Annotated in this window: 23 protein-coding genes and 1 pseudogene; 12 read left to right on the top strand and 12 right to left on the bottom strand. The window is 74.4% G+C overall.

The features are described 5' to 3' along the window. Positions 1-111: 111 nt before the first annotated feature. From ACZCLJ_RS14105 to ACZCLJ_RS14085, 5 genes are all read right to left on the bottom strand, one after another. On the bottom strand, positions 112-3,090 hold the full coding sequence (locus ACZCLJ_RS14105; protein WP_463104163.1) for an FAD-binding and (Fe-S)-binding domain-containing protein: 2,979 nt from the start codon (positions 3,088-3,090) through the stop codon (positions 112-114). Continuing rightward, a complete protein-coding gene (locus ACZCLJ_RS14100; protein WP_251152804.1) occupies positions 3,087-3,974 on the bottom strand; it encodes a MurR/RpiR family transcriptional regulator in 888 nt (295 codons plus the stop codon). Before ACZCLJ_RS14100 ends, ACZCLJ_RS14105 begins: the two co-directional genes overlap by 4 nt. Beyond that, on the bottom strand, positions 3,964-5,079 hold the full coding sequence (locus ACZCLJ_RS14095) for an N-acetylglucosamine kinase (RefSeq protein WP_463104162.1): 1,116 nt from the start codon (positions 5,077-5,079) through the stop codon (positions 3,964-3,966). Before ACZCLJ_RS14095 ends, ACZCLJ_RS14100 begins: the two co-directional genes overlap by 11 nt. Before the next feature lie 82 nt (positions 5,080-5,161). After that, entirely contained in the window at positions 5,162-5,662 is a 501-nt protein-coding gene (locus ACZCLJ_RS14090; protein ID WP_463104161.1) for an ATP-binding protein, read from the bottom strand. Positions 5,663-5,738: 76 nt separating this feature from the next. Beyond that, positions 5,739-6,368 (bottom strand): nucleoside/nucleotide kinase family protein, encoded by a 630-nt coding sequence (locus ACZCLJ_RS14085; RefSeq protein WP_463104160.1) that lies wholly within the window; start codon positions 6,366-6,368, stop codon positions 5,739-5,741. Positions 6,369-6,510: 142 nt separating this feature from the next. On the opposite strand from ACZCLJ_RS14085, the gene ACZCLJ_RS14080 reads away from it, so the two are divergent. Next, the gene (locus ACZCLJ_RS14080; protein ID WP_463104159.1) at positions 6,511-7,302 is read left to right on the top strand and encodes a CPBP family intramembrane glutamic endopeptidase; all 792 of its coding nucleotides are present in this window, start codon (positions 6,511-6,513) and stop codon (positions 7,300-7,302) included. 19 nt (positions 7,303-7,321) lie between these two features. On the opposite strand, the gene ACZCLJ_RS14075 is transcribed toward ACZCLJ_RS14080, so the two are convergent. From ACZCLJ_RS14075 to ACZCLJ_RS14065, 3 genes are read right to left on the bottom strand one after another with little or no spacing between them, the layout of a single operon-like run. Continuing rightward, positions 7,322-7,732: a nuclear transport factor 2 family protein gene (locus ACZCLJ_RS14075; RefSeq protein WP_463104158.1), complete on the bottom strand. Its 411-nt coding sequence runs from the start codon at positions 7,730-7,732 to the stop codon at positions 7,322-7,324. Beyond that, on the bottom strand, positions 7,717-8,433 hold the full coding sequence (locus ACZCLJ_RS14070) for a DNA alkylation repair protein (protein ID WP_463104157.1): 717 nt from the start codon (positions 8,431-8,433) through the stop codon (positions 7,717-7,719). Before ACZCLJ_RS14070 ends, ACZCLJ_RS14075 begins: the two co-directional genes overlap by 16 nt. A gap of 1 nt (position 8,434) precedes the next feature. Beyond that, positions 8,435-9,202, bottom strand: a complete 768-nt coding sequence (locus ACZCLJ_RS14065; RefSeq protein ID WP_463104156.1) for an SDR family NAD(P)-dependent oxidoreductase — start codon at positions 9,200-9,202, stop codon at positions 8,435-8,437. Between the two features lie 74 nt (positions 9,203-9,276). Here ACZCLJ_RS14065 and ACZCLJ_RS14060 point away from each other — a divergent pair, with 74 nt between their 5' ends. Next, positions 9,277-9,759: a glutathione peroxidase gene (locus ACZCLJ_RS14060; RefSeq protein ID WP_251152812.1), complete on the top strand. Its 483-nt coding sequence runs from the start codon at positions 9,277-9,279 to the stop codon at positions 9,757-9,759. A 25-nt stretch (positions 9,760-9,784) separates the two neighbouring features. Next, a pseudogene (locus ACZCLJ_RS14055) lies at positions 9,785-10,819 on the top strand (MFS transporter); the annotation flags it as partial. 138 nt (positions 10,820-10,957) lie between these two features. Here the strand turns inward: ACZCLJ_RS14055 and ACZCLJ_RS14050 are convergent. Then, a complete protein-coding gene (locus ACZCLJ_RS14050) occupies positions 10,958-11,803 on the bottom strand; it encodes a helix-turn-helix transcriptional regulator (protein WP_251152814.1) in 846 nt (281 codons plus the stop codon). A 240-nt stretch (positions 11,804-12,043) separates the two neighbouring features. Here ACZCLJ_RS14050 and ACZCLJ_RS14045 point away from each other — a divergent pair, with 240 nt between their 5' ends. Continuing rightward, positions 12,044-12,796 carry a DUF3159 domain-containing protein gene (locus tag ACZCLJ_RS14045; RefSeq protein WP_463104155.1) on the top strand — a complete coding sequence of 251 codons (753 nt, stop codon included), beginning with the start codon at positions 12,044-12,046 and terminating at the stop codon, positions 12,794-12,796. Positions 12,797-12,901: 105 nt separating this feature from the next. Then, positions 12,902-13,852, top strand: coding sequence for an SDR family oxidoreductase (locus ACZCLJ_RS14040; RefSeq protein ID WP_463104154.1), 951 nt, complete (start codon positions 12,902-12,904; stop codon positions 13,850-13,852). Positions 13,853-13,895: 43 nt separating this feature from the next. Here the strand turns inward: ACZCLJ_RS14040 and ACZCLJ_RS14035 are convergent, their stop codons facing one another. Together ACZCLJ_RS14035 and ACZCLJ_RS14030 are read right to left on the bottom strand one after the other, a co-directional pair. Next, on the bottom strand, positions 13,896-15,620 hold the full coding sequence (locus ACZCLJ_RS14035; RefSeq protein ID WP_463104153.1) for an alpha/beta fold hydrolase: 1,725 nt from the start codon (positions 15,618-15,620) through the stop codon (positions 13,896-13,898). A gap of 157 nt (positions 15,621-15,777) precedes the next feature. Continuing rightward, positions 15,778-16,695 carry a LysR family transcriptional regulator gene (locus ACZCLJ_RS14030; RefSeq protein ID WP_463104152.1) on the bottom strand — a complete coding sequence of 306 codons (918 nt, stop codon included), beginning with the start codon at positions 16,693-16,695 and terminating at the stop codon, positions 15,778-15,780. Positions 16,696-16,839: 144 nt separating this feature from the next. Here ACZCLJ_RS14030 and ACZCLJ_RS14025 point away from each other — a divergent pair, with 144 nt between their 5' ends. Further along, positions 16,840-18,267, top strand: a complete 1,428-nt coding sequence (locus ACZCLJ_RS14025; protein ID WP_463104151.1) for a nucleobase:cation symporter-2 family protein — start codon at positions 16,840-16,842, stop codon at positions 18,265-18,267. A 29-nt stretch (positions 18,268-18,296) separates the two neighbouring features. After that, entirely contained in the window at positions 18,297-18,803 is a 507-nt protein-coding gene (locus ACZCLJ_RS14020) for a nucleoside deaminase (RefSeq protein ID WP_463104150.1), read from the top strand. 59 nt (positions 18,804-18,862) lie between these two features. Here ACZCLJ_RS14020 and ACZCLJ_RS14015 read toward each other — a convergent pair whose 3' ends face one another. After that, entirely contained in the window at positions 18,863-20,083 is a 1,221-nt protein-coding gene (locus ACZCLJ_RS14015; RefSeq protein ID WP_463104149.1) for an SLC13 family permease, read from the bottom strand. Positions 20,084-20,280: 197 nt separating this feature from the next. Here ACZCLJ_RS14015 and ACZCLJ_RS14010 point away from each other — a divergent pair, with 197 nt between their 5' ends. The 5 genes from ACZCLJ_RS14010 to ACZCLJ_RS13990 are packed head-to-tail and all read left to right on the top strand — an operon-like array spanning position 20,281 to position 26,506. Further along, a complete protein-coding gene (locus tag ACZCLJ_RS14010) occupies positions 20,281-21,666 on the top strand; it encodes a type 2 periplasmic-binding domain-containing protein (RefSeq protein WP_463104148.1) in 1,386 nt (461 codons plus the stop codon). A 1-nt stretch (position 21,667) separates the two neighbouring features. Beyond that, entirely contained in the window at positions 21,668-22,642 is a 975-nt protein-coding gene (locus ACZCLJ_RS14005) for a carbohydrate ABC transporter permease (RefSeq protein WP_463104147.1), read from the top strand. 13 nt (positions 22,643-22,655) lie between these two features. After that, the gene (locus ACZCLJ_RS14000; protein WP_463104146.1) at positions 22,656-23,615 is read left to right on the top strand and encodes a carbohydrate ABC transporter permease; all 960 of its coding nucleotides are present in this window, start codon (positions 22,656-22,658) and stop codon (positions 23,613-23,615) included. 40 nt (positions 23,616-23,655) lie between these two features. Next, positions 23,656-24,861 (top strand): zinc-dependent alcohol dehydrogenase, encoded by a 1,206-nt coding sequence (locus ACZCLJ_RS13995; RefSeq protein ID WP_463104145.1) that lies wholly within the window; start codon positions 23,656-23,658, stop codon positions 24,859-24,861. 52 nt (positions 24,862-24,913) lie between these two features. Next, positions 24,914-26,506, top strand: coding sequence for a phytoene desaturase family protein (locus tag ACZCLJ_RS13990; protein ID WP_463104144.1), 1,593 nt, complete (start codon positions 24,914-24,916; stop codon positions 26,504-26,506). Positions 26,507-26,510: the final 4 nt, after the last annotated feature.

Here is a 26,510-nt window from a genome sequence, read left to right as displayed (position 1 = left end):
CGGTGGCCGGGTCCGAACCGCGTCCGGGCGGAGTGCGACCTACCGCCCGGTCGTCATCCTACGAGCCTCTCGTCGGCTGTCATCAGGAGCTGCGGCTCCGTCGAGGAACGCTCACGCAGTCACCGCAGGGCGGGTCGCGGCCTCGAGGAGCTCGAGGACGTGGACGTAGTCGTGGCCCGTCGCCCGGGTCATGCCCGTCTCGCACGTGCGGTTGCTCGACACGTACGCGTCGAAACGTCCTGCCGGGAGCGCCGCGGCGCGGTGCGCGACCTCGGCGCTCTCCGCGCGCGTCGCCGCCGCCGTCAGCTCGGGGTGCAGCATCCCGCGGTCACCGGCGAACCCGCAGCACCCCCACGCGGCCGGCACCTCGACGCGCTCCGCGACCGCCTCGGCCACCGCGCGCAGGTCGTCGACGGCACCCAGGTGCACGCTCGCGCACGTGGGGTGCACGACGACGTCGCCCACGGTCGCGACGTCGACGCCCCGGTCCGCGAGGGCCGGCAGGACGTCGGTGCGCACGAAGGTCACCGCGTCGACGAACCGCAGCCTCGACCACCGGCCGTGGGCCTCCTCGTCGTCCACCAGACGGTGCCCGGACTCCACGAGGCCGTGCGTGCAGCTCGAGGCATCGCACACGACGGGCAGCTCGCCCTCGCGCGTCGCGACCCACAGCGTGTCGAGCACCCGGCGGGCCATGGCGGCCGCGCCGTCGGGCAGACCCTTGGACGACCACGGCGTGCCGCAGCACAGGCCACCGACCCCGGCGGGGGTGGCGAGCCCGATGCCCGCGCGCTCGCACACCGCCCGCAGCGCCGCCTCCGCGCCGAGGCCCCCTGCCGCCGGCGCGAACATCTCGCCGGTGCAGGAGGCGAACAGCACCGCGCGCGGCGCCGTGTCAGGGCGAGAGGACACCCCGCTGACCTGCGACCCTGACAGGTCGCGGCCCGCCGTCGGGTTGTCAGGGCGAGAGGACACCCCGCTGACCTGCGACCCTGACTGGCGGCGTGGCCCCGGGCCGGGCAGGTCGTCCCCCGCGAGCGGCACGACGTCGGACCCGAGCAACGAGCGGCCGACCTGCGACGCGCCCCGCACGAGCGGCGTCGGCAGCACGTCGGCGACGGCGAGCGCTCCGCGCACCCCCGTGAGCACGCCGCCCCAGTGCTCGGCGGCGACCTCTCCCCCGCGGCGGGCCAGCGGACCGTGCGCACGGGCGCGGTGGCCCTTCATCACCGCACCCGTGTCGATGCCGACCGGGCACGCCTCGACGCACAGCGAGTCGACGGCGCACGTCTGGACGGCCGCGTGGTCGTAGGCGCGCTCGAGCTCGGCGCGCTCGGCCGGGGACGCGACCGACAGCTCCTTGAGCAGCGCGATGCGCTGGCGCGGCGTCGTCGTGACGGTGCGCGACGGGCAGCCCGGCTCGCAGTAGCCGCACTCGACGCAGCGGTCGACGAGCGGCGCGTCCTCACCGCCCGCCGACGCCTCGACCTTGAGGTTCCGCAGGTGCTCCTCGGGGTCGTCGCTGAGCACGACGCCCGGGTTGAGCAGGCCCTGCGGGTCGAGCAGCCGCTTGACCTCGCGCATGACGTCGTAGAGCTCGTCGCCGTACTGACGCCGTACGAACGGCGCCATGATGCGGCCCGTGCCGTGCTCGGCCTTGAGCGTGCCGCCGTGGCCGAGGACCAGGTCCACCAGGTCCTCGCTGAACGCCGCGTACCGCGCGAGCTCCGCGCGGTCGCCGAGCCGCGGCGTGATCATGAAGTGCAGGTTCCCGTCCTTGGCGTGCCCGAACGTCACGGCGTCGTCGTAGCCGTGGCGCGCGAAGACCCCGCCGAGGTCGCGCACGGTCGCGGTGAGGTCGGCCACCGGTACCGCGACGTCCTCGAGCAGGGCCGTGCTCCCCGCGGGACGAGCGCCCGCGACCGCGGTGTACAGGCCCTTGCGCACGCGCCACAGGCGCTCGCGCGTCGCGGGGTCGGTCGTCAGGGTCGCCGGGACCCCCGACGACGGCGCGAGCGAGCCGACGACGTCGCGCGCCGCCTCCTGCAGCGGCGCCAGGCCGTCCGCGGTCGCGGCGCGGTACTCGACGAGCAGCGCCGTCTGCTCGGTGATCCCGGCACCTGCGGCGAGGGCCCGCATGCTCGGGTCCGCCGCGGGATCGGCCGCCGCGACCCGCAACGAGGCCGCGTCGAGCAGCTCGATCGCCTCGGCACCCGACGCGGCGAGCGGCACGAGGGCGTCGGTCGCGCGCTCGATCGAGTCGAGCACGAGAAGGGTGGTCGCGGCGTGGGTCAGGAGCGGGACGGTGCGGAACGTGACGTCGGCGACCCAGCCGAGCGTCCCCTCGGACCCGATCATCAGGTGCTCAAGGATCCGCACCGGCTCGTCGTGGTCGAGCAGCGCGTTGACCGAGTAGCCCATCGTGTTCTTCATCGCGAACTGACGCTCGATCTCGGCGCGCGCGGTCGCGCTCGACCGCACGCGGTCGCGCAGCGCGGCGAGGCCCGCGTGGACGTCGGGCCGGACGGCGCGCAGGTGCGCGTCCGCGTCCGGGGCGCCCGTGTCCAGCACCGTCCCGTCGGCGAGCACGACCGTCATCGCCTCGACGGTCCGGTACGCGGTGCGCGTCGTGCCCGAGGACATGCCGCTCGAGTTGTTCGCGACGACCCCGCCGATCGTGCACGCGATCTCGCTCGCGGGGTCCGGCCCGAGGCGGCGGCCGTGCCGGAGCAGGTGCGCGTTGACGAGCCGGAGCGTGGCGCCGGGCTCGCACCGCACGCGCGCGCCGCCGTCGAGCACCTCGACGCGCGTGAACCGCGTGCGCGTGTCGACGAGCATCCCGCCGCCCGACGCCTGCCCGGACAGGCTGGTCCCGCCTGACCGGAACGTCACGGGCAGGCCGCGCCGGTGCGCCTCGCGGAGCGCGGCGACGACACCGCCCCGGTCGTGCGCCCGGACGACGACGTCGGGCCGCAGCAGGTAGTGCGAGGCGTCATGCGCGTGGGCGACCCGGGTCAGCAGGTCGGTCCGGAGCTCGAACCCCGGCCCGGGCTCAGCGGGCCGGACGGTCCGTGGCCGGCGGGACGTCACGGGCGGGCCCGGCGCTCGTACCCGAGCCGGTGCGGCTGCACCGCCTCGTAGGTCGCCCGGAGGTTCTCCGTGGTCCGCTCGAAGAGCCGCTGCGCGACGCGCACGAAGAGGAAGTCCACGATCGCGAGCTGGGCGATACGGCTCGACAGCGCCCCGGAGCGGAACTGGGTCTCGCGCGCGGTCGTCGTGAGGACGAGGTCGGCGTGCCCGACCAGGGGCGACTCGGGGAAGTTGGTGACGGCGACGGTCGTCGCGCCCCGCTCGTGCGCGATGCGCAGCGCGTGGTTCGTCTCGACCGTGAGGCCGCTGTGCGAGACGCCGAGCGCCACCGCTCCCGGCCCGAGGAGCGCCGCGGACTGGAGCTGCACGTGCGGGTCCGGCGACGCGAAGCACACGAGCCCGATGCGCTGGAGCTTCTGCGCGAGGTCCTGCGCGGTGAGACCGCTCGACCCGACGCCGAAGAGGTCGATGCGCGGCGCCGCCGCCACCGCGGCCGCGACGGCCTCGAGCGCCTCGAGGTCGAGCGCGCGCGCCGTCTCCTCGATGGTCCGCGCCTCGTGGAAGGCGATCTTCTCGACGACGTCCTGCACGGTGTCGTCCGGGTCGATCTCGCCGTGCGCGACGTTCGCCCGCTCCTGCTCGACGGCACGCCGGCTCGTCGCCTGCGCGAGGTCGATGCGGAACTCGGGGTAGCCGGCGTAGCCCACCGCGCGGCAGAACCGGACGACGGTCGCCTGCGACGTGCCGACGTCGGCCGCGAGCTCCGTGATCGTCTTGCCCACGACGGACGCGGGGTCGTCGAGCACCGCCTGGGCGATCCGCGCCTCGGCGGGGCGCAGCGCGGGCAGTGCCTGGCGGATGCGGACGAGACCGTCAGCGGCCATCGGGGTCCTCCTCGGAGAGGTCGGCGTGCGGTGCGGTGCGAGATGCGGGGCGAGATGCGGGGCGAGGCGTGGCGCGCGCGGCGCCGGACACGCTGAGCCACGGTTCGTGCCCGACGACGCCCGCCGGGTCCTGCGCGAGCCGTCCGGCCAGCAGCAGCGCGCCGTCCAGCGGCGTTCCCGCCGACGGGACGAGCTCGACGTCCGGCCGCAGCACGGCGAGGCGCGCGCGGAAGGGCTCGGTGAGGAGCGGCCCGACGCCGAGGACGCCGCCCGTCGCCGCGGCGAGCGGCGGGACGCCGTCGACGGCCGCCGCCGCGAGCGTGGTCGCGAGATGGGTGCCCGCGCCGGCGAGGATCTGCCGGGCCACCACGTCGCTCGCGCGCGCCGCGGCCGCGACGTCGGGCGTGAACGAGGCGAGCACCTGCGCCCGGTCCGTGCGCGTGTACAGCTGCGACGGCCACGTCTGTACAGGGCCGAACCGCCGCGTCGCGGCGTCCAGCAGGGCGGCGGACCCGCCGTTCGCCCGGCCGTCGTGGGCCGCGGCGGCAGCACGCAGGCCCTGCGCGCCGATCCACGAGCCGGCGCCGAGGTCTCCGAGCAGGTGCCCCCAGCCGTCGACCCGCTGCCACGTCGTGCGCAGGTCCGTGCCGAGGGCGATCGCCCCCGTCCCGACGGCGACGACAGCCCCTCCGCGACCGGCCAGCGCTCCGAGGTGCGCGGTCAGCGCGTCGGCCGCGACCGCCGAGCGGAAGAGGTCCTTCCCGTCGGGAGCACCGGAGGTGGTGAGGCCGTCCCGGAGCGCGGCGTGCAGCTCGGCCGGGTCGCGCACGAGGGTCGCGAGCCCGGTCGCACCGACAGCCGCGGCTCCGACCCCCGCCACGTGCGGCGCGTCGGTTCGCAGGCGCGCGAGCAGCTCGCGGACGACGTCGACCGCGTCGCTCCCGTCCGGACGGATCGTCACGGACCGGCCGGCGAGGACGACGTCGCCCGGCGCCGCCTCGTCGCCGGCGAGCGCGGCGCTCAGCCGACGCGCGACGAGCCGGCTCCCGGAACCGCCGACGTCGAGCGCGACGATCCAGGCGGCGTCGCCAGCAGGATTCGGCACGACGCCATTATGGCATAAAGTTTCACGTCGCGGAGTGCCTGTGGAGAAATTCGCCAGCGCTCCGCGGGCTCACGGATCCCCGTCAGCGTAGCGCCGGGTCACCCTCGTCGTTGCGGTCCACCGGGAACGTCACCCACACGTTCTTCGTCGTCCCGGTCGTGTACCAGCCCACGTCGAGCGCGAGCTGCCGCGCCAGGTGGAGGCCCATGCCGCCGGCGCCCGGTACGCGCACCCCGGCGTACACCGGAGGCACGCCCCGCTCGTGGTCGGCGATGTCCAGGAGCCACAGGTCCTTGTCCCGCGAGAGGCTCACCACCGTGGGGGGCAGTCCGTGCTCGAGCGCGTTCGTGGCCAGCTCGGACGCGACGAGCACGACCTTCTCCGGCGTCTGCGCGAGACCGGCGTCCGCCCCGGGCTCCGCCTGCCCGAGCACCTCCCCGAGCTCACGCCGCAGCGCCGACAGGCCGTCGAGCGAGTCGAGGCGCCAGCTGCGGACGGGCACGAAGTTGGCGGGCGGGCGCGACAGAGGCAGGCCGGCGTCGGTCGTGGGAACGGCGAGGGGCTCGACAGCAGGACCGGTCATGAGGACTCCTTCGCTCGGCGGGCAAGGTTCGAGAGTTCCACGGGCGGCGACGTTCCGCACGGCGAGGAACCGGGGCTCAGCGCTCCACGAGCGCGGGGTGGCGCGGGTCGTCGACCCGCACGACGACGTCGGCGACCCGCTCCGGCGCGACCTCGGCCGCGTACCGCGCGTACGCCGGGAGCATCCACGCGTCCGCCGGGACGGTCCGGCGCCCGATCGTCGCGGCCCGCAGCGCGAGGTGCACCGCGAGGTCCGTCGTGAGACCGCGGCCCAGCGCGAGCGACCCGTCGAGCACCACGACGAGGCCCGGCTCCACCTCGACGTACGCCGCGCGCGTCGCGCGGTCCGTCACCGGGTCGCGCAGGCTCGGCAGGTACCGGCCACGGCCGCCCGGGCCGACGGCGTCGAGCACCTCGCGGTTGAGGCCCGCGACGTCGATCCGGTCCTCGAGCAGCGCGTCGGGGTCCTCCCGGCCTCGTTCGAGCCGCAGCGACGCGGCCCGCCAGAAGTCCGCGACGTGCAGCCGGGCGACCGGCCTGCCCGCGGCCCGCAGCGGGTCGACGAGGGCGTCCGCGAGCGCCTCCGGGCGGGTCGAGGGATGACCGTCGACGAGCACGCGCAACGCGCCCGGGCGGCCCGGAGCGGCGAGCACGGTGTCGACGACCCGCCGGACCAGCACCTCCTCGGACACCGGTTCGACGTGCACGGTGCCAGCATCGCACCGTGCGGACGTGCGGAGCGTCACAGCATCGGGCGAGCGGTCGCCGGCCCTCGGTCACATACTGCTCGTGACGCCGCACGGGCCGCGTCGCAGTGCGTCACCGCCGCCCCGCCCCAGGAGACCCAGCATGAGCAGCGCGACCACCGCCGGAGACGGCACGATCCCCGCGGCGAGCGGCACAGCCGCCCGCAGCCACGACTTCCCGCTCTACGCGGGCGACCCGAAGCGCCTCACCGGGGTCCAGTGGGCCGTGCTCCTCGGGGCGTGGCTCGTGGCCCTCGCGTGCGACCTGTTCATCGGGGTGCCGGGGCCGCCCTGGGTCAGCATCGTCGTGCGCGGCGTACTCTTCGCGGGGCTCCCGATCCTCGCTCTCGCGTGGGCGCTGGGCGGCCTGGGAACCGCGTGGGGCACGCTGTTCCGCCGGGTGCGCGGTCGCGACGTCGGCCTCATGGTCGGGTTCGCAGTGCTCAACGTCGTCGTGACGTTCCTGGTCGGCCTGCTGGTCTCGTCCCTGTTCGAGGCCACCCCCAACCCGACGGGCGCGGCGCTCGCCGACCTCGGCACGGGCGACCGGATCGCGTACTTCCTCAGCATGATCCCGCAGCTCGTCGGCGAGGAGGTCTTCACGGTCGTGCCGTTCCTGGCCGTGCTGACCCTGGCGACGGTCGCGTGGCGGCTGGGCCGGCGCGCCTCGATCACCATCGCCCTCCTCGTCGCGGCCGTGCTCTTCGCGCTGATCCACCTGCCGACGTACGACTGGAACCTGCTCCAGTGCCTGCTCATCATCGGCGTGGCACGCGTCATCCTGTTCGTCCCCTACCTGCTCACGAAGAACCTCGCGGTCTCGGCGGGGGCGCACGTCCTCAACGACTGGACGCTCTTCGGCCTCGGGCTGCTCGGGGCGGGGACGGTCGGCTGAGGCGCGGACGGGCCCGCCCTCAGGTCGGCGCGCCCGTCCCCCGGCCGCTCGCCGGGGCGACGGTGGTGTGCACGCAGACCCACCGGCCGTCCCGCCGGACGAAGGTGTCGACCGACCACTCGTCGTCGCGGAACGGCGCGCCCTGCCACGTGCCCGCCGAGACACCGCGCGCGAGGGTGACCGCGACGTCGTCGTGCACGCTCACGGTGACGAGCTGCGACGACATCTCCGTGTGGACGAGGTCGCCCGACGCGACGGCGGCCAGGAACGCGGCGCGCGGCTGGGCGTTCCCGTCCGTCCCCACGAGCACCCAGCCGGGATCGACGAAGCCGTCGATCGCCGCGGGGTCGTTCGCGACGAGCGCGTCCCCCCACGCGCGCAGGAGGCCGGCGAAGAGCTCGGTCGCGTCGCGCGTCACGGGGCGGCCCACGCCTTGCGCTCCGCGGGCGGCAGCTTCTCGACGGCGGCCCGCAGCGTCGCCCGGGGCATCGTGCCGGCGTGCTCGTCGAGGAACGCGCGGAACCGTTCGGGCTCGGCGTCGCTCACGACGCGCAGCATCCAGCCGACGCCCTTCTGGACGAACGGCTCGGGGTCGTCGCGCAGGATCTCCGCGAGCTCGAGGGTGTCGTCGACCTGGCCCTTGCGCAGGAACGCGGCGGTCGCCACGACGGCCGTGCGCCGTCGCGGCCAGTCGGGGGCCCGCGCGAGCTCGTAGAGCGGGTCGCGGGGCCGGTCCAGGAGCCATGTCCCGAGCACCTGGTGCGCGGTGAGGTCGACCAGGTCCCACGCGTCGACGCGGTCGTGGCGCCGCAGCAGCAGCCCGACGAGCTCCGCGTGCCGTGCCGGGTCGACGCGGCGCGCTGTCGACGCCTTGCCCATGATCGAGCACGCGCCGGCCCGGACCTCGTGGACGGGGTCCTCGAGGAGACGCTCGATCTCTGCGACGGGCATCGCGAGCGAGCGCTTCGCGAGCGTGAAGACGTCGCCCATGCGCACACCGGCGAACGAGGCGTCGCCGGGGAAGAACCGCGCGTACTGTCGCTTCTGCTCGCGTGTCGCGAGCGAGAGCAGCTCGGCGCGGAACGTGGCGGCGTCGAGCGCGGGGGCGGTGGTCGTCGGGTCGGGTCGCATGTCAGCGCGGCGCCATCCGGATCGCGCCGTCGAGGCGGATCACCTCGCCGTTCAGCATGGGGTTCTCGACGATCGCCCGGACCAGCCGCGCGTACTCCTCGGGCCTCCCGAGCCGGCTCGGGTGCGGCACCTGCGCGGCGAGGGAGTCCTGGGCCTCCGTGGGCAGCGACGCCATCATCGGGGTCCGGAAGATCCCGGGCGCGATCGTCATGACGCGGACGCGGTGCTGCGCGAGGTCGCGCGCGAGCGGGAGGGTCAGGCCCGCGACGCCCGCCTTCGACGCCGCGTACGCGGCCTGGCCGACCTGGCCGTCGGTCGCGGCGACCGAGGCGGTCTGCACGACGACGCCGCGCTCCTCGCCGTCGGGCAGGAGGTCGAGCGCGAGCATCCGCTCGGCCGAGAGCCGCACGACGTTGAACGTCCCCACGAGGTTGACGTCCACGACCCGCCGGAACGCGTCGAGCGCGTGCACGCCCTGCTTGCCGAGCACGCGCTGGGCGAGGACGATCCCGGCGCAGCTCACGACGACGCGGGCCCCGCCGAGCTCGTCGGCGACGTCGAGCGCCCGTGCGACGTCGTCCTCGCTCGTCACGTCGGTGGGGACGAAGCGCACGGCGTCGCCCAGCGTGTCGGCGACCGCGGCCCCGTCCGACGACGCGAGGTCGGCGACGACGACGCGCGCCCCGGCGTCGACGAGCCCCTCCGCCGTCGCGCGACCGAGCCCGGACGCTCCCCCCGTCACGAGCGCCACCGTGCCGTCGATCCGCATGCCCAGCCCCTTCGCCGTCGAGCGGCCGCCTCGTCGCGACCCTCCCGCCAGCGTAACGAGGCAGGATGGGCCGCATGACCCTCTACGACATCCCGTTCCAGGCGATGGACGGTTCGACGCACACCCTCGGCGAGCACCGCGACGACGTGGTCCTCGTCGTCAACGTGGCGTCACGGTGCGGCCTCGCGCCCCAGTACGCGACGCTCGAGCGGATGCAGAAGGAGTACGGCGAGCGCGGGTTCCAGGTCATCGGCTTCCCGAGCAACCAGTTCCTCCAGGAGCTCGGCAGCAACGAGGCGGTCCAGGAGTTCTGCTCCCTGACGTACGGCGTGACGTTCCCGGTGGTCGACCGCGTGCGCGTCAACGGGCGCAACGAGCACCCGCTGTACACGGAGCTCAAGAAGACCCCCGACGCCGACGGCAAGGCCGGGCGCGTGACGTGGAACTTCGAGAAGTTCGTCGTCGTGCCGGGCGGCGAGGTCCACCGGTTCCGTCCGCGGACCGAGCCCGACGACCCGGCGGTCGTCGGCGTGGTCGAGTCGCACCTGCCGCGCTGAACGACCTCCCGGATACGCTCGCCGGATGACACGTCCAGCGGTCCGCGGGGGCATCCGTGAGGCCGCGGGCGGGATCGTCGCGCTGAGCCTCGCGACGTTCGTCGCGATCACGACCGAGCTCGTGCCGATCGGGCTGCTCCCGCTCATCAGCACGGACCTAGACGTCACGGAGTCCGTGGCAGGGCTGCTCGTGACGGCCTACGCGCTCATGGTCGCCGCGCTCGCCGTGCCGCTGACGCTCGGCACGCGGCGGCTCCCCCGCAAGGGCCTGCTGCTCACGACGCTCGGGATCTATACGCTGAGCAACGTGCTCGTCGCCGTCGCGCCCACGTTCGCCGTCGTGGCGGCCGCTCGGGCGCTCGGCGGCGCGTCGCACGCCGTGTTCTTCTCCGTGAGCATCGGGTACGCGTCGCGGCTGGTCCGGCCGCACCTCACGGGTCGTGCTCTCGCGCTCGTGACGTCGGGCGCGAGCGCGGGCTTCGTGCTCGGCGTCCCGCTGTCGACGGCGCTCGGGGCCGCCGTCGGCTGGCGGGCCTCGTTCGCCGTCCTCGCCGGGGTCTGCGCCGTGACCACGCTCCTCATCGCGTGGCTGCTCCCACCGGTCCCCGGCGGGGGCGCTCCACCCGCCGACGCCGCGCGGTCGGCCCGGCGCGCGGCGCTCGCCGTCGTGGTGACGACCAACGCCCTGACCTACCTCGGCCAGTACACCGTGTACACGTACGTGTCCGTGCTGCTGCTCGCGGCCGGTCTCACCGAGTCGGCGCTCGGGCCGGCCCTGCTCGTGCTCGGGGCGCTCGGGCTCCTGGGGACGGCGTTCGCCGCGGCGCGGCTCGACCACCGGCCGCGGCGCACCACGGTCGTCATGCTCGTGGCCGTCGGGGGCGGGCTCCTCGGGCTCGGGCTGGCGTTCCCCGGTCTCGTCGGCGTGCTGGTCGCGACGGCGGTGTGGAGCGCCGGGTTCGGCGGCGTGGCCTCGGTCTTCCAGTCGGCGGCCATCAAGGCCCACGGCGCCTCGCCCGACATGACCGGCGCGCTCGTCAACACGACGGCGAACCTCGGCATCGGCGGCGGGGCCGCGGTCGGCGCGCTCGTCCTCGCCGGGGCAGGACGCCGGCACGCTGCTCCTCGGCGTCGCGGCTCGGCGCGCTCGGGCTCGCGGCCTGCACCCCGGGTGCCGGCGGGGTCGTCCGCCCCGACGTCAGACCGAGGCGTGCGCGCCGACGACCGAGAGGAGCTGCAGCTTCTCGTAGCTCTCGCTCCCGGGCACGGCGGTGTAGACCAGGAGCAGGTGCGACTGCTGCGGGTCGAGGAGCGTCTGGCAGTGCAGCTCGAGCGCACCGACGTCGGGGTGGACGAACCGCTTGGTCTCGTCCGGGCGGTGGCGGTGTCCGACCTCGTGGGCGTCCCACAGCCGCCGGAGCTCGTCGCTGTGCGCGAGCGCGACGTCGGCCAGGCGAGCGGCCCGGGACCCGGGTCCCCGCAGCGTGACGACCTGTCGCAGCTGTGAGGCGAACACGAGGGACAGCCGGTCGTGGTCCTCGGGCGGGTAGAGCTCGCGCGACGCGGGGTCCGTGAACCACCGGTAGCCCACGCTGCGCGCCGGTCCGGTGTACGCGGTGGCGTCGCCGGTCAGCGCCACGCCGAGCGGTGACTGGCGCAGCGTCTCGCCCAGCTCGGTGACGATCTCGGCGGGGGTGTCGGTCAGGCGGTCGAGGATGCGCAGCAGCCCGGGGCTGACGTGGTCGCTCAGCGCGCCGCGGGGTGGTGGCTGGTGGCCGGCGAGGCGGAAGAGGTGGTCGCGCTCGTCGAGGCTCAGGTGCAGCCCCTGGGCGATCGAGGCCACCATCTGCGCCGACGGGTGCGGGCCGCGCTCGCGCTCGAGCCGCGCGTAGTAGTCCGTCGACATGTGGCACAGCGCGGCGACCTCCTCCCGGCGCAGCCCTTCCGTCCGTCGGCGCCGGCCTCGGGGCATGCCGACGTCCTCCGGCTGCAACGCGTGCCGCCGACGGCGGAGGAACTCCGCGAGCCCTGTCCTGTCGATCACCGGTCGCTCTCCTTCGGCTGGGGTGTCTCCGTTGTACCGCGCCGAGCCGCCGTCAACCACGGCCTCCCGATCCCCCGCTGCGCCAGGGACGGATCGGGAGGCCCTGGTTGCGGTCGGCGCCGCGACGGAAGGTGGCAGCACCGGCAGCACTGCTAGCACTGCCAGCACCGCCAGTACCGCCCGGCACCGTCCCCACCGTCTCGACAGCCCCCACAGCCCCCACAGTCCCTGGAGGAACCCGTGATCGCTCGACCCGCACCTGTCCACCAGCCGCCCGAGCTCGCCCTTCCCGACGCGTCGCGGAGCGCCAGCGCGACCGTCCGCCGCGTGCTCGGGCTGCCGGACCTCGTCGAGGTGTCCGCAGGGCGCGCCGCCGCCCGCCGGACGCTCGAGCGCGTCGGCGGGCCGGTCGGCCTCGCCGTCGCCACCGCCCCGACGATCGCCTTCGTGGCCGCCGACGCCGCGGCCGGGCTCGGGACGGCGTTCGTCGCGCTGGCTGTCACCGCCGTCGTCGCGAGCGGCGTGCGGCTCGCGCGGCGGGAGCCGCCCGGGGCGGCCGTCGCGGGCCTGGTGGTCGCCGCGGTCTGCGCGACGGTCGCGGCCCTCGCCGGTGAGGCGCGCGCGTTCTTCCTGCCCGGCATGGTGCTGCCCGTCGTCTTCGTCCTCGCCTACGTCGTCTCGCTCGTCGCCGGTCGGCCCCTCACGGGCTTCATGGTCAACCGCCTGGCCGGCGGCCCCCGCGACTGGCCCGGGCACGCATCCCTGCGGCGCGTGTACACCGTGACGTCCGTCGTCGGCCTCGCGATGGCGACGGCGAACCTCGTCGTCCGCGTCGTGTTCTACGTCGCCGACGCCCCCGGGGTGCTCGCCGCGATCCAGGTCGTGGCCACCTCGCTGTTCGCGGTCCACTTCGCCGTGACCCTGGTCGTCGCGCGCCGCGTGGCCGTCGCGACCGTCGCCTCGCCCGGCGCCCCGGCACACGTCCACCGCTGAGCGTCACACCCCACGACGGACCGGTCACCCTGCACCGTCCGTCGACCATCTCCGCCGCGCCGCCCGCCCGTCGAGCGCGTCCGGACCGAACCACAGGAGCTCACCATGCCTCGCACACCGCACCTCGACCTGGCTGACCTGTCCACGTGCCGCGCCGTCGTCACCGGAGGGAGCGACGGGATCGGCCTCGGCATCGCGCAGCGGCTCGCCGCCGCCGGAGCCGAGGTCGTCCTCCCCGTCCGGAACCGGACCAAGGGAGAGGCCGCCGTCGCCCGGATCCGCGCCGCGCACCCGTCTGCCCGCGTCTCGTTGCGGGACCTCGACCTCGCGTCCCTGCGCTCCGTGGCCGCCCTCGGCCGCGACCTGCGCGACGAGGGTCGTCCGATCCACGTGCTCGTGAACAACGCCGGCGTCATGACCCCGCCCGAGCGCCAGACCACGGAGGACGGGTTCGAGCTCCAGCTCGGGACCAACCACCTCGGGCACGTCGCGCTCGTCGCGCACCTGCTGCCCCTGCTGTCCGCAGGACGGGCGCGCGTCACGTCGCAGATCAGCGTGGCAGCCCGGAGCGGGTCGATGAGCTGGAACGACGTCAACTGGGAGACTCTCTACGACGGCCGGCGCGCCTACAGCCAGTCCAAGATCGCGTTCGGGCTCTTCGCGCTCGAGCTCGACCGGCGGAGCGGGGCGAACGGCTGGGGGATCACCAGCAACCTGTCCCACCCCGGCGTCGCCCCGACGAGCCTGCTCACCGCGCGGCCAGAGCTGGGCCGCGACCGAGACACCCCGCAGATCGCGGTCATCCGCCGGCTGTCCCGGGCGGGGATCCTGCTCGGGACGCCCGAGAGCGCTGCGCTGCCGGCGCTGTACGCCGCCACGTCCCCCCAGGCTCGTGGCGGACGGCTCTACGGACCTGACGGGCCCGGCCACCTCGGGGGCGGCCCGGCCGAGCACCGCCTGTTCCCTCCCCTGCGCGACCCCGTCGAGGCGGACCGCGTCTGGCGGGTCTCGGAGGAGCTGACGAGCGTGCCGCTGACCATCGCCGGCACGGCGTGAGCGACCGCCCTGTCGGAGAGCTCAGCGGGACGCGCCGGCGCCGCTACATCATCGGCGTCGTCAGGGTCTCGCCGAGCGGGACCGTCGGGGACTCGAACGGCACCACGTCCTGTGCGCACGTGGCGCCGTCGGTCGCCTCGCCGTCCACGAGGTAGCGGGCCACCGCCTCCTCGGCGCACGCGCTCTTGCCGAGGATCGTGTGCCCCCAGCCCTCGACGGTCAGGACGCGCGCGTCGGGCCACCGGTCCGCGTACGGCTGCGTGAAGCCGTACGGGGTCGCGGGGTCGTAGCGGGTGCCGATCACGAGGACGGGTGCCTCGGTCGTCTGGTCCCACGGGCCGGTGAAGGCGTCCTCGTCGTGCGCGGCGATGAACTCGCACGGCGCACCGACCCAGCCGCGCAGCCGGCCGAAGTGCGGGTACTGCGCGTCGAGCGCGTCGACCTTCGCGGGGTGCTGCCACGGGCGGCCGGGCGTCGTCGTGTCGACGCACAGGCTCGCGAGCGACCCGCCGATCGACGGGTAGTCCTCGGCCCAGCCGGCGCGACGCAAGAGCTCGCCGAGCGTCGGCGCGGCGCCCAGGGCACGCGGCTGTCGGGCCGCGGGCGGCGCCTCGACGGCGCCGCTCAGCACCGCGAGCTGCGCGAGCGTGAGGTCCAGGTCGCCCCAGGCGACGGGCTCGTACAGGTACTGGAAGACGAGCCCGACGGTGTCGGGGTAGCCGATCTCGGCGGTGCTGCCGTCGGGCATCGGCGCCTCCACGGGTTCCTCGCGCAGGGCCGCGTACGTGGCCTCGACGACCTCGGCGGGGTCGCCGAGCGACGCGAGCGCGCACGTCGAGGGACCGGCCTCCTGGCACAGGCGCACGAACTCGCCGAACGTCTCCGTCGAGCCCGCCGCCTGGCCGATGCGCGCGCCGAGCAGCTCGTCCGAGCCCACGCCCGACCACGCGTCGACGTCCATCGTGCCGTCCAGCACCATCGAGCCGACCCGGTCCGGGAACAGCGCCGCGTACGTCGCGCCGAGCACCGTCCCGTACGAGTAGCCGAGGTAGGTGAGCTTCTCGTCGCCGACGGCCTGGCGCAGCAGGTCCATGTCGCGCGCCACGTTCGCCGTCGACGACGACGAGATGCGGTCCGCGGAGAACACCGAGCAGCTCGCGCCGAGCACCGCCATCTGCCCGAGGAAGCGCACCTCGTCGCGACTCGTGGCGGGGAACGCCGGGACATCGGCGAAGAACGCGTTCTCCCGCTCGGCGTCGCGGAAGCACGTCGCCGGGTCCGACGTCCCGACGGCGCGCGGGTCGAACCCGACGAGGTCGTACTCCGCGTGGACCTCGGGCGCGACGATCGACCCGCCGAGCAGGTGCAGGTTCGCGACGCCCGGGCCGCCCGGGCCGCCGAAGTTGGTGAACAGGCTCCCGACGCGCGCGTCCGGGTCGGTCGCCGGCAGGCGCGTCAGGGCGATCGTCGTCGTCCGGCCGTCCGGGCGGTCGTAGTCGGTGGGTACCTCGACGCTCGCGCAGTCGAACGCCTCGAGACCTTCGCCGTCGCACGGTCCCCACGGGATCTCCGGCACGGGCGCGTCGACCTGGCCCGCCGCCGTCGGGCCTCCACCACCGCTGCCCGACGGCGCGCTGCCGGTCTCGCGCGGTGGGTCACCCCCCGGCCCGGCGACAGCCGCGGCGGGCACACCGCCGAGGAGGAGGACCGCCGCCAGCGTGGACGCTGCGGCGCGGACAGCTCGTGTCGTCGTCGATCGCGAAGTCATCGCCACCACCCGAACACGGACAGGCCGGACGTGCATCTCGGAGCGCCGCGCCCGGCCGTCGTCACGACCACGAGGGTCGCCTCGAGAACGCCATGAGCGACGTCATACGGCCCATGACGACCTTCAGGTCGTGGTCGGCACAGGGACGGTCGCGGCGTCAGTGCGGCGCGGTGGCGTTCCCGTGGCGGTCGCGCTCCGAGACGCGGTGCTGGGCGAGCCGCTCGCGCAACCAGCGCTCGGGCGCGTTCGGGCGCCGCGCGCGCGAGAAGACCATGTCCACGCTGACGAGCCAGTCCGTGTAGGGGTAGGCCTCGAGCTGGAGCTCGACGAGGTCTCCGCGCGCGAGCTCGCCCAGCACGAGCTGGCGGGGCACGGTCGACCACCCCAGACCGGCCTTCGTCAGCTCGACCAGAGGTCCGTAGCCGAAGATCTGCCACGTCTGCGCGGCCTGGAGGTACTCGGTGGTCGGCTGGACCGCGACCTGGTCGTTGTAGGCGAGCCGGCGGTGCTCCCGGAGGTCGGCGAAGGAGACCTGTCGACGGCTCGCAAGCGGATGGTCGCGCCCGACGACGTGCAGCAGGATCAGCTTGCCGAGCTGGCGGAACTCGAGCGACCGGTCGTAGTTCTGCGCGGCGAACCCCACGCCGATCGCGGCCGCACCCGTCCGGACCTGCGCGTCCACCGCGTCGCCGACCGAGCTGAGCACGACGAGGTTCACGAAGGGGAACGCCGTGCCGAACTCCCGCAGGGGCGGCGCGAGGACCCGGAGCGGCACGTTGACGCTCAGGGTGAGCGAGCTCGCCTCCTCGAGCGAGAACGCGTCCGCGTGCCGCTCGAAGTCGAGCGCGCGGTCGACCACGGTCCGCGCCTCGAGCGCGAGACGGCGGCCCGCGTCGGTGAGGGTGGGGCGGCGGGTGGACCGGTCGAACAGGTCGGTGCCCACGTCGACCTCGAGCTGCGCGATCGCGGCGGACAACGTCGACTGCGACTTGCCGAGACGCCGGGCCGCGGCGGAGAACGACCCGGTCTCCGTCGTGACGACGAAGGCCTCGAGACGCTCGAGCGAGATCCGCACGCGGCCACCTCCTATCGGTTCTGTCGATGGTAAGTGACTTCTTGTATCGCCGATGTGAGCACTACGGTCCCCGCAACGTCCGACACAGGACAGAGCTCGCGGTCGTCAGCGTCGACGACCGCCCGAGAGTCACCGGGAGTTCCCATGTCCCTGATCCGCTCGACCAGGCGGCGCGACCGTGTCACCGCGCCGACCACGTCCGTCGACCAGCGGCTGCCGCTCGGCCGCTCGCTCACGCTCGGGCTGCAGCACGTCCTCGTCATGTACGCGGGCGTCGTCGCAGTCCCCCTGATCCTGTCCGAGGTGCTCGGTCTCTCCGCGTCGCAGACGGTCACCCTCATCAACGCGAACCTGGTCGTCGGCGGGATCGGCACCCTGGTCCAGACGCTCGGGCTGTGGCGCTTCGGCGCGCGGTTCCCGCTCGTCCAGGGGGCGTCGTTCATCGGTCTCGCCCCGGCGCTCCTCATCGGCCAGGAGTACGGCCTGCCGTCCGTGTTCGGCGCCGTCATCGCGGCCGGGGCGATCACCGTCGCCGTGGCGCCCGTGTTCTCCCGGCTCCTGCGGTTCTTCCCACCGGTGGTCATCGGCTGCCTCATCACGATCGTCGGCATCTCGCTCATGCCCGCCGCGGCCGGCTGGCTCGGTGGCGGGCAGGGCAGCGACGACTTCGGGGCGCCCCGCAACCTGCTGCTCGGCCTGCTCACGGTCGTCGTCACCGTCGCGGTCTACGTGCTGGGCCGGGGCCTGTGGAGCAGCCTGTCGGTGCTGGTCGGCCTCGCCGTCGGCACCGTCGCCGCCCTGGTGACGGGGACGACCGATCTCAGCGGGGTCGGCGACGCCGCGTGGGTCGGGCTCGCCACGCCCCTCGCCTTCGGTGCTCCGCAGTTCCACGTCGTGCCGATCCTCATCATGTCGCTCGCGATGCTCGTGATCCTCGCCGAGACGACGGGCAACATGCTCGCGATCGGGCAGATCGTCGACGTCCGGGTCGATCGCCGCCGGCTCGGCGACGCCTTCCGCGCGGACGGTCTCTCGACCATGCTCGGGGGCCTGTACAACGGGTTCGCACTCAACGCGTTCAGCCAGAACACGGGGCTCATCGCCATGACGAAGGTGCGCAGCCGGTACGTCGTGGCGACCGGCGGAGCGATCATGATCGTCCTCGGCCTGCTGCCCAAGGTCGGCGCGGTCATCGCGACGATTCCACCGGCGGTCCTCGGCGGCGGCGCGATCGTCATGTTCGGCATGACGACGGCGGCGGGCATCCAGGAGCTCGCGCGGGTGCGCTACGCGGGGACCAACAACGCGCTGGTCGTCGCCGTCTCGATCAGCGTCGGGGTGCTGCCGATGGCGTCGCCCGAGCTGTTCGGCCGCATCGAGGGCCCGCTGTCGATGGTGCTCGAGAGCGGGATCTTCCTCGGCGCGCTGACCGCCGTCCTGCTCAACGCGGTGCTCGGACGCGGTGACGCCTCGACGGCACCCGACGCGCCCGCACCGGAGGAACCCGACGAGCAGCCGGACACCGCCCGCTCCCCTGCCCCGACCGAGACCGTCACCACCCACACCGCCTGAGCACCCGCTCCGGAGAACGGAAGGACACCATGACCGACACCATCGCCGCCGCCGAGCGGTGCACCGCCCAGGACCTCGAGCTCCTGCGCCGCGCCATCGCGATCGCGCAGGAGGCCAAGGACCGCGGGCGCCACCCCTTCGGCGCGCTCGTCGCGGCGGCCGACGGCACGATCCTGGCGGAGGCGGGGAACAACTCGATGCCGCCCGAGGGCGACCCGACGCAGCACGCCGAGCTCTCCGCGGTCGCCGCGGCCGCCCGGTCCGTCCCGCTCGAGGAGCTCCGGGACGCCACGCTGTTCACGAGCGCGGAGCCGTGCGCCATGTGCGCCGGTGCCGTGTACTGGACAGGTGTCGGGCGGGTCGTCTACGCGCTCTCCGAGGAGCGGCTGCTGCGCCTGACCGGCGACAACCCGGAGAACCCGACGTTCGCGCTCCCCTGCCGCGAGGTCTTCGCGCGCGGCCAGCGGCACGTCGACGTCGTCGGGCCGCTCGTCGAGGACGAGGCCGCGCTCGCCCACGAGGGCTTCTGGCGCTGACGACACCACGCGCCGTCGAGCACGACGTCGCGCGTCGCCGAGCACGACCGGCGGCGTGGTCACGCGAGCGCGACGGCGGCGACCCCCGCCGCGACGGCGAGCGGCGCGAGCACGAGACCCTGCCGGACGACCTGCCACGTCGGTGGCGGGCCGTGCTCGAACGCGTGGCGCCGGTACTGCTGCCACCACAGGACGGTCGCGAGCGAGGCCCACGGCGTGACGAGCGGCCCGGCGTCGACCGCGACGAGCAGCGTCGCGAGGCGGTCGACGTCCTCGCCCGCCGTCGGCGCGAGGGCGAGGAACGCGGGGAGGTTGTTCACCGCGTTGGCGGCGAGGACTCCCGTCGCGGCGAGCCGCGCCAGGTCTCCCCCGTCCGTGCCGTCCCCGGCGACCGCGGCGAGGAGGTCGCCGAGCCCGTGCGCGTGCCACGTCTCGACGGCGACGAACAGGCCCGCGACCACGACGGCGGACCGCCAGGGGACCATCTCGCGGACGGGGACGAGGAGGGGGACCCGGCGCCACCACGTCGCGAGCCCGAGCACGGCCATGCCCGCGAGGGCGGCGAGCGCGACCGGCAGCTCGGCCGCGAAGGCGACCGCGAGCAGGGCCACCACGACGCCGGTGACCACGAGGAGCACGCGGTCGGGCGGGGTGGGACCCGCTGCGGTGAGGACGAACCGGCCCGTGACCAGCCGCCCGTGCAGGCACAGCAGCACGACGACCGTCACGACGAGCACCGCGAGCGCCGGCCGCCACATCACGCCGACGTACCCGGCCCCGAACCGGTGCGCCGCCAGGAGGTTCGTGAGGTTCGAGACGGGGAGCAGCAGCGAGGCCGTGTTGGCGAGCGCGAGCACGGTGAGCGCGAGCGGCAGGGGCCGCGTCCCGGTGCGGCGCGCGAGGGCGAGCACGACGGGTGTGACGAGCACCGCCGTCGTGTCCAGGGAGAGCACCACGGTGCTCACGGTCGCGAGGAGCACGACGAGCGCCCACAGCACGAGGCGACGACCCCGCGCTGCGCGAGCAGCGCGCCCGGCGACCGCGTCGAACAGCCCCGCCCCCGCGCAGAGCTCCGCGACGACGGTGATCGCGAGGAGGAACACGAGCACCGGACCGGTGCGCACGACGAGGTCCCGCGCGTCGGCGGCGGGAAGGAGGCCCGTCGCGGGCAGCGCGACGACGAGGCCCGCCGCGACCGCCCACAGCGGGAGGCGGCGTCGGCGGCGGGAGCCCGCGGCCGCGACGTCCCGGCCCGCGGCGTCCGGACCAGGAGACGTCACCGCGGCAGGCTACGGCACGGCCTCCCGGGTCGCTCCCGGGCGTGCCGTCGCGGCGGAGGAGCGCTTCGGGGTGTGAGCACCGGAGGGCGGTGCTTCACTGACGGCGTCGGTGCAGAGACTCGCCGACGCCGTCGAGCAGCACGGTGGCGTCGTCGACCCCTGCGTCCGCCCCCGTGGATCCCACGAGGAGGCCGGAGATGCGACGAGGACGCGGCACCGCAGCCGCACGGACAGGCATGCTGGCGGTCGGGGCTCTCGCCCTCGCCGCGTGTGCGCAGGGAACGGGCGACACCGAGACGGACGCCGACTTCTCGGTCGACGAGACGCCCGGAGAGATCTCGGTCATGGGCTTCGGCACGGGCGACGAGATCGGCGAGGTCCGGTACGAGCGCGCGGTCGAGGAGCTCGGCGCGGACGTGAACCTCTCCGAGGGGGAGCTGGACATCCAGGCGTTCCTCTCGGCGGTCGCGTCCGGCAACCCGCCCGACCTCGTCTACGCGAACCGCGACCAGATCGGCACGTTCGCCTCGCGCGACGCGATCCTGTCCCTCGACGAGTGCGTCGAGGCCGAGGACGTCGACATGGACGCGTTCGTCGACACCGCCGTCGAGCAGGTCACGTTCGACGGCAGCGTCTACGGGATCCCGGAGTTCAACCAGGTGCAGGTGACCATGGCCAACGCCGAGCTCCTCGACGCGGCGGGGCTCGCGGTCGAGGACGTCAACGGCTCCGACCGCGAGGCGGTCACCGCGGCCAACGAGGCGCTGATGTCCGCGGACGGCGGCACGCTGAGCGTCATCGGCTACGACTCCAAGCTGCCCGAGTTCCTCCCGCTGTGGGCCAAGTCGGTCGGCGCCGACCTGCTCTCCGAGGACGGTCGGACCGCGCAGCTCGACAGCCCGGAGGTCGTCGAGTCGCTCGAGTGGGCCGTGGCGATCTACGACGCCCAGGGCGGGTTCCCCGCGGTGAAGACGTACCGCGACTCGGCGGACTTCTTCGGCGCCGGCAACCAGTTCGCGACGGACGTGCTCGGCGCGATGCCCATGGAGCAGTGGTACATCAACGTGCTCAACGAGTCGTCGCCGGACGCCCCCATGGCGTTCGACGCGGTCCGCACCACCGACGGCGACCCGATCGCCTTCGCGTCGGGCTCGGCCTGGGCCGTGCCGCGCGGGAGCGAGAACGCCGGTGCCGCGTGCCGGTTCGCCCGGCTCATGACCGAGACCGACGCGTGGGTCGCGGCGGCGCAGGCGCGCGCGGACGCGCGCGAGCAGGACGGCCTCGTCTTCACCGGCGTCCTCACGGGCAACGAGGAGGCGGACGAGCAGATCCGCTCCGAGCTCGTGCCCGACGACGCCCCGCAGCCGTGGCAGGACGCGATCGACGCGATGTACGAGGCGAACGACGCGACGTTCGCGCTCCCCGCGAACCCTGCCGACAACGAGTTCGAGACGGCGTGGCAGGACGCGGTGAACCGCGTGCTCAACGGGCAGCAGGAGCCGGCGGAGGCCATGGCCCAGGCGCAGGAGGAGGCTCAGAGCGCCCTCGACGACGCGTGGGCGCAGTGGGACGAGGAGGAGTGAGGTGACCGCGGTCGACGTCGCGGCACCGGGCGCCGCGTCACAGGGACGCGCCGACACGCGCCGCCGACGGCGCCTCAGCCCGGGCGCGCGCCGTGAGCGCAACGCGGCGCTGCGGTTCATCAGCCCGTGGATCGTCGGCTTCCTCGTCTTCACCGCGTGGCCGATCCTCTACAGCGCCTACCTGTCGTTCACCGACTACGACGTCATCAACGACCCGACGTTCGTCGGTCTGGAGAACTACCGGGAGATGTTCCAGGACCCGAAGGTCTCGCTCTCCCTGTGGAACACGCTCGTGTACACGGTGCTCCAGGTGCCGCTGTACACGGTCGTCGGGCTGGGGCTCGCCCTGCTGCTCAACCAGGCGGGCCGGTCGGCCGGGTTCTTCCGCACGGCGTTCTTCATCCCGAAGATGACGCCGCCGGTCGCCGTGGGCGTCCTGCTCCTGCTGCTCTTCAACGGGCAGTACGGCGTCGTCAACGAGGTGCTGTCCTGGTTCGGCATCCAGGGCCCGTCGTGGACCACCGACCAGGACTGGATCAAGCCCGGGCTCGTCCTCATCAGCCTGTGGACCGTGGGCGCGGCCGTGATCATCCTCCTCGCGGCGCTGCGCAACGTGCCGAACGACCTGTACGACGCCGCGCGGGTCGACGGCGCCGGCTTCTGGCGCCGTACGCGCACCGTGACGATCCCGATGATCAGCGGGGCGATCTTCTTCGTCGTCGTCGTCAACACCATCGCGGCCTTCCAGATGTTCACCGAGGCGTACTCGGCCTACTTCGGCGCGGGCAACTCGACGTACAGCAACGACGCCGCGCTGTTCTACGTCATCTACCTGTTCCAGGAGGGCTTCCAGGAGCTCCACATGGGGTACGCGTCGGCGCTGGCGTGGCTCCTGTTCGTCGTCATCATGCTCGTGACGGTCGTCCAGCTCCTCGTGTCGAGACGCCTCGTCTACTACGAGGGGGAACAGCGATGAGAGGGGCACAGCGATGACCACCGCCCCGTCCTTCCCGCGCCCCGCGGTCCCCGCACCCGGCGCGGCGCCGGACCCCGCGACGGGTGACGCGAGCGCCGTCGTCCCTCCCCCGCCCCCGGGCGCCCCCGCGCGGAGCCGCAGCCCCCGGCGCCGCGTGCTGCGCGTCGTCGTGCTCGTCGCGCTCCTCCTGGCGACGGTCGCGTTCGTCTACCCGCTGCTGTGGCTGCTCTCCGCGTCGTTCAAGCCGCGGGCCGACGTGTTCGACAACCGCCTGATCCCGAGCACGTTCACGCTCGACAACTACGTCACCGTCTGGCAGGAGGCGCCGCTCGCGCTGTGGCTGGGCAACACCGTCGTGGTCACGGTCCTGGCGGCCGGGCTCGTGACGCTGTCGAGCGCGCTCGTCGCGTGGGGGTTCGCGTTCTTCCGCTTCCGCGGTCGGGGGCCGCTCTTCGGCCTCGTGCTCGCGACGATGATGCTCCCCGGCGCGGTGACGATGATCCCCACGTTCCTCATCTGGAACCAGCTCGGGTTCGTCGGGACGAACGTGCCGCTGTGGGCGGGCAACCTCTTCGGCAGCGCGTTCTACATCTTCCTGCTGCGCCAGTTCTTCCTCGGCCTGCCGCGCGAGCCGTTCGAGGCGGCGAAGCTCGACGGCGCGAACAACTGGCAGCAGTTCTGGCGCCTCGCGGTGCCGCTGTGCCGACCCGCGCTCATCCTCACGTTCCTCTTCGAGGCGCAGGCGTCGTGGACCGACCTCATGCGCCCGCTCATCTACCTGCAGGACTCGTCCACGTTCACGATCCCCCGTGGGCTCAAGGCCCTCATCGACCAGTTCGGCCCGGGCGGCGAGTCGCAGTGGGAGATCGTCGTGACGGCGTCGGTCATCACGACGATCCCCATGATCCTGCTGTTCTTCCTGGGCCAACGGCACTTCGTCGAGGGGGTGGCGACGACCGGCAGCAAGGGCTGACCCCCCTCCGCACCACGCACCACCACCCTAAGGAGACACCGTGCGAGCACTGACCTGGCAAGGACGCGAGAGCGTGAGCGTCGAGGACGTCCCCGACCCCCGGATCGAGGAACCGACCGACGCCGTCGTGCGCGTGACGTCGACGGCGATCTGCGGCTCCGACCTGCACCTGTACGGCGTGCTCGGGATGTTCCTCGACAGCGGGGACGTGCTCGGGCACGAGGCCATGGGCGTCGTCGAGGAAGTCGGCTCCGCGGCGGGCGACCTCAAGGTCGGCGACCGTGTCGTCGTGCCGTTCAACATCGCGTGCGGGCACTGCTGGATGTGCACCCGCGGTCTGCAGACCCAGTGCGAGACGACGCAGGTCCACTCGCAGGACAAGGGCGCCGCCCTGTTCGGATACACGAAGCTCTACGGCCAGGTCCCGGGCGGCCAGGCGCAGTACCTGCGCGTGCCGCAGGCGCACTACGGGCCGGTCGTCGTGCCCGACGACGGCACCCCCGACGAGCGGTACCTCTATCTCTCGGACGTGCTGCCCACCGCGTGGCAGGCGGTCGAGTACGCCGACGTCCCCGAGGGCGGGAGCGTCGTCGTGCTCGGCCTCGGGCCCATCGGGCAGATGGCCGCTCGCGTCGCGCTGCACCGCGGCGCGGGTCTCGTCGTGGGCGTCGACCTGGTGCCCGAGCGCCGCACGATGGCGCACCGGCACGGCGTGCGGACGGTCGACCCGACGACGGTCGACGACCTCGCGTCCGCCGTGCGCGACCTCACGGGCGGCCGCGGACCGGACTCGGTGATCGACGCCGTCGGGATGGAGGCGCACGGCTCGCCCGTCGCGGAGGCGACGCAGAAGGTCGTCGGCATGCTGCCCGACGCCGTCGCCGCTCCGCTCACCGAGCGCGCCGGGGCCGACCGGCTCGCCGCGCTCTACACGGCGTTCGACGTCGTGCGGCGCGGCGGGACGGTGTCGATCTCCGGTGTCTACGGCGGCGCGAAGGACCCGATGCCGATGATGCAGCTCTTCGACAAGCAGGTGACGCTGCGCATGGGACAGGCCAACGTGCGGCGCTGGACCGACGACATCCTGCCCCTCGTGCAGGACGACGCCGACCCGCTGGGCGCGCTCGACCTGCGCACCCACCGCGTCCCGCTCGAGCAGGCGCCCGAGGCCTACCGGACGTTCCAGCGCAAGGAGGACGGGTGCATCAAGGTCGTGCTCGACCCGTGGGCGGAGACCACCGGGTGAGCCCGGGCGGTCGGGCGGGCGAGGGCCACCGGTCGAGCGAGGGCGACCGCTGGTGCGCACGGTAGACGCCGTCGTCGTCGGCGCGGGGCCCAACGGCCTCGTGGCCGCGAACGCGCTCGTCGACGCGGGGTGGGACGTCCTGGTCCTCGAGGCCCAGGACACGCCCGGCGGCGCCGTCCGGACCGCCGAGGTGGCAGCGCCCGGCTTCCGCACCGACCTGTTCAGCGCGTTCTACCCGCTCGCCGCCGGCTCCTCCGTGATCCGCGGCCTGCACCTCGAGGACCACGGGCTCGCGTGGTCGCGCGCGCCGTCGGTCCTCGCGCACGTGCTCGACGACGGCCGCGCCGCCGTGCTGCACGACGACCCCGAGGACACGGCGGCCGGGCTCGAGGGCTTCGCCCCGGGCGACGGCGAGGCCTGGCTGCGGATGTTCGAGTCCTGGACACGCGTCCGCGACCCGCTGCTCGACGCGCTCTTCAGCCCACTGCCGGCCGCGGGTCCGGTCGTGCGGCTGCTGCGCCGGCTCGGCGTGCCCGGCGCGCTCGACCTCGCGCGCCTCGCCACGCTGCCCGTGCGTCGCCTGGCGGACGAGACCTTCCGCGGCGAGGGCGGCGGCCTGCTGCTCACGGGCAACGCGATGCACGCCGACGTCCCGCCCGACGCCGGGGGCAGCGGCGTGTACGGGTGGCTGCTCGCGATGCTCGGCCAGGACGTCGGCTTCCCCGTGCCGGTCGGCGGGGCGGGGATGCTCGCCGAGGCGCTCGCGTCGCGGCTCGCCGCGGGCGGCGGGGAGCTCGTCACGGGCGCCCGCGTGGACCGGGTGCACGTCGCGGGCGGTCGCGCGGTGGGCGTGCGCACCGCGCAGGGCGAGCACGTCCGCGCCCGGCGCGCCGTGCTCGCCGACGTCACCGCGCCCACGCTGTACCGGGACCTCGTGGGCGCCTCGCACCTGCCCCCGCGCCTCGTCCGCGACCTCGAGCGGTTCCAGTGGGACCACCCGACGTTCAAGCTCAACTGGGCCCTCGACCGGCCGCTGCCGTGGACCGCCGAGGGAGCCGTCGGCGCAGGGACCGTGCACCTCGGCGTGGCCCGGTCCGGCTTCGTCGACGTGGCGGCGGACCTCTCGAAGGGCCACGTCCCGGCCCGCCCGTTCCTCGTCCTCGGCCAGATGACGACGTCCGACCCGTCGCGCTCGCCGCGCGGGACCGAGTCCGCGTGGGCCTACACGCACGTCCCGCACGGCGTCGCGTGGACGCCCGAGGCGGTCGAGGACGAGGTCCAGCGCATGGAGGACGCGGTGGAGCGCGTCGCACCGGGCTTCCGCGACGCCGTCGTCGGCCGCCACGTCCAGAGCCCGGCCGACCTCGAGCACGCCGACGCCAACCTCGTCGGCGGAGCCGTCAACGGCGGGACGTCGGCCATCCACCAGCAGCTGTTCCTCCGACCGACCCCGGGGCTCGGGCGACCGGAGACGCCGGTCGCCGGGCTCTATCTCGCGAGCGCGTCCGCCCACCCCGGGGGCGGCGTGCACGGCGCGTGCGGCTGGAACGCCGCCCGGGCCGCGCTGGGGGCCGCAGGCCGGTGGCAGGCCGTCCCGCGCGCGCTCGCGCGCTCGGCGTGGGCCCGCCTGCTCCGGGAGACCTGACGCG

This window comes from Cellulosimicrobium sp. So1_17 (assembly GCF_055181235.1).
This window is presented reverse-complemented; position numbering and strand designations above follow the sequence as displayed.

Bases quoted from the DNA above. Each gene is read 5' to 3' on its own strand.
- ACZCLJ_RS14100 (WP_251152804.1), bottom strand. From the start codon at position 3,974: ATGGCCGCTGACGGTCTCGTCCGCATCCGCCAGGCACTGCCCGCGCTG.
- ACZCLJ_RS14090 (WP_463104161.1), bottom strand. From the start codon at position 5,662: ATGACCGGTCCTGCTGTCGAGCCCCTCGCCGTTCCCACGACCGACGCC.
- ACZCLJ_RS14080 (WP_463104159.1), top strand. From the start codon at position 6,511: ATGAGCAGCGCGACCACCGCCGGAGACGGCACGATCCCCGCGGCGAGC.
- ACZCLJ_RS14070 (WP_463104157.1), bottom strand. From the start codon at position 8,433: ATGCGACCCGACCCGACGACCACCGCCCCCGCGCTCGACGCCGCCACG.
- ACZCLJ_RS14065 (WP_463104156.1), bottom strand. From the start codon at position 9,202: ATGCGGATCGACGGCACGGTGGCGCTCGTGACGGGGGGAGCGTCCGGG.
- ACZCLJ_RS14060 (WP_251152812.1), top strand. From the start codon at position 9,277: ATGACCCTCTACGACATCCCGTTCCAGGCGATGGACGGTTCGACGCAC.
- ACZCLJ_RS14040 (WP_463104154.1), top strand. From the start codon at position 12,902: ATGCCTCGCACACCGCACCTCGACCTGGCTGACCTGTCCACGTGCCGC.
- ACZCLJ_RS14035 (WP_463104153.1), bottom strand. From the start codon at position 15,620: ATGACTTCGCGATCGACGACGACACGAGCTGTCCGCGCCGCAGCGTCC.
- ACZCLJ_RS14025 (WP_463104151.1), top strand. From the start codon at position 16,840: ATGTCCCTGATCCGCTCGACCAGGCGGCGCGACCGTGTCACCGCGCCG.
- ACZCLJ_RS14020 (WP_463104150.1), top strand. From the start codon at position 18,297: ATGACCGACACCATCGCCGCCGCCGAGCGGTGCACCGCCCAGGACCTC.
- ACZCLJ_RS14010 (WP_463104148.1), top strand. From the start codon at position 20,281: ATGCGACGAGGACGCGGCACCGCAGCCGCACGGACAGGCATGCTGGCG.
- ACZCLJ_RS14000 (WP_463104146.1), top strand. From the start codon at position 22,656: ATGACCACCGCCCCGTCCTTCCCGCGCCCCGCGGTCCCCGCACCCGGC.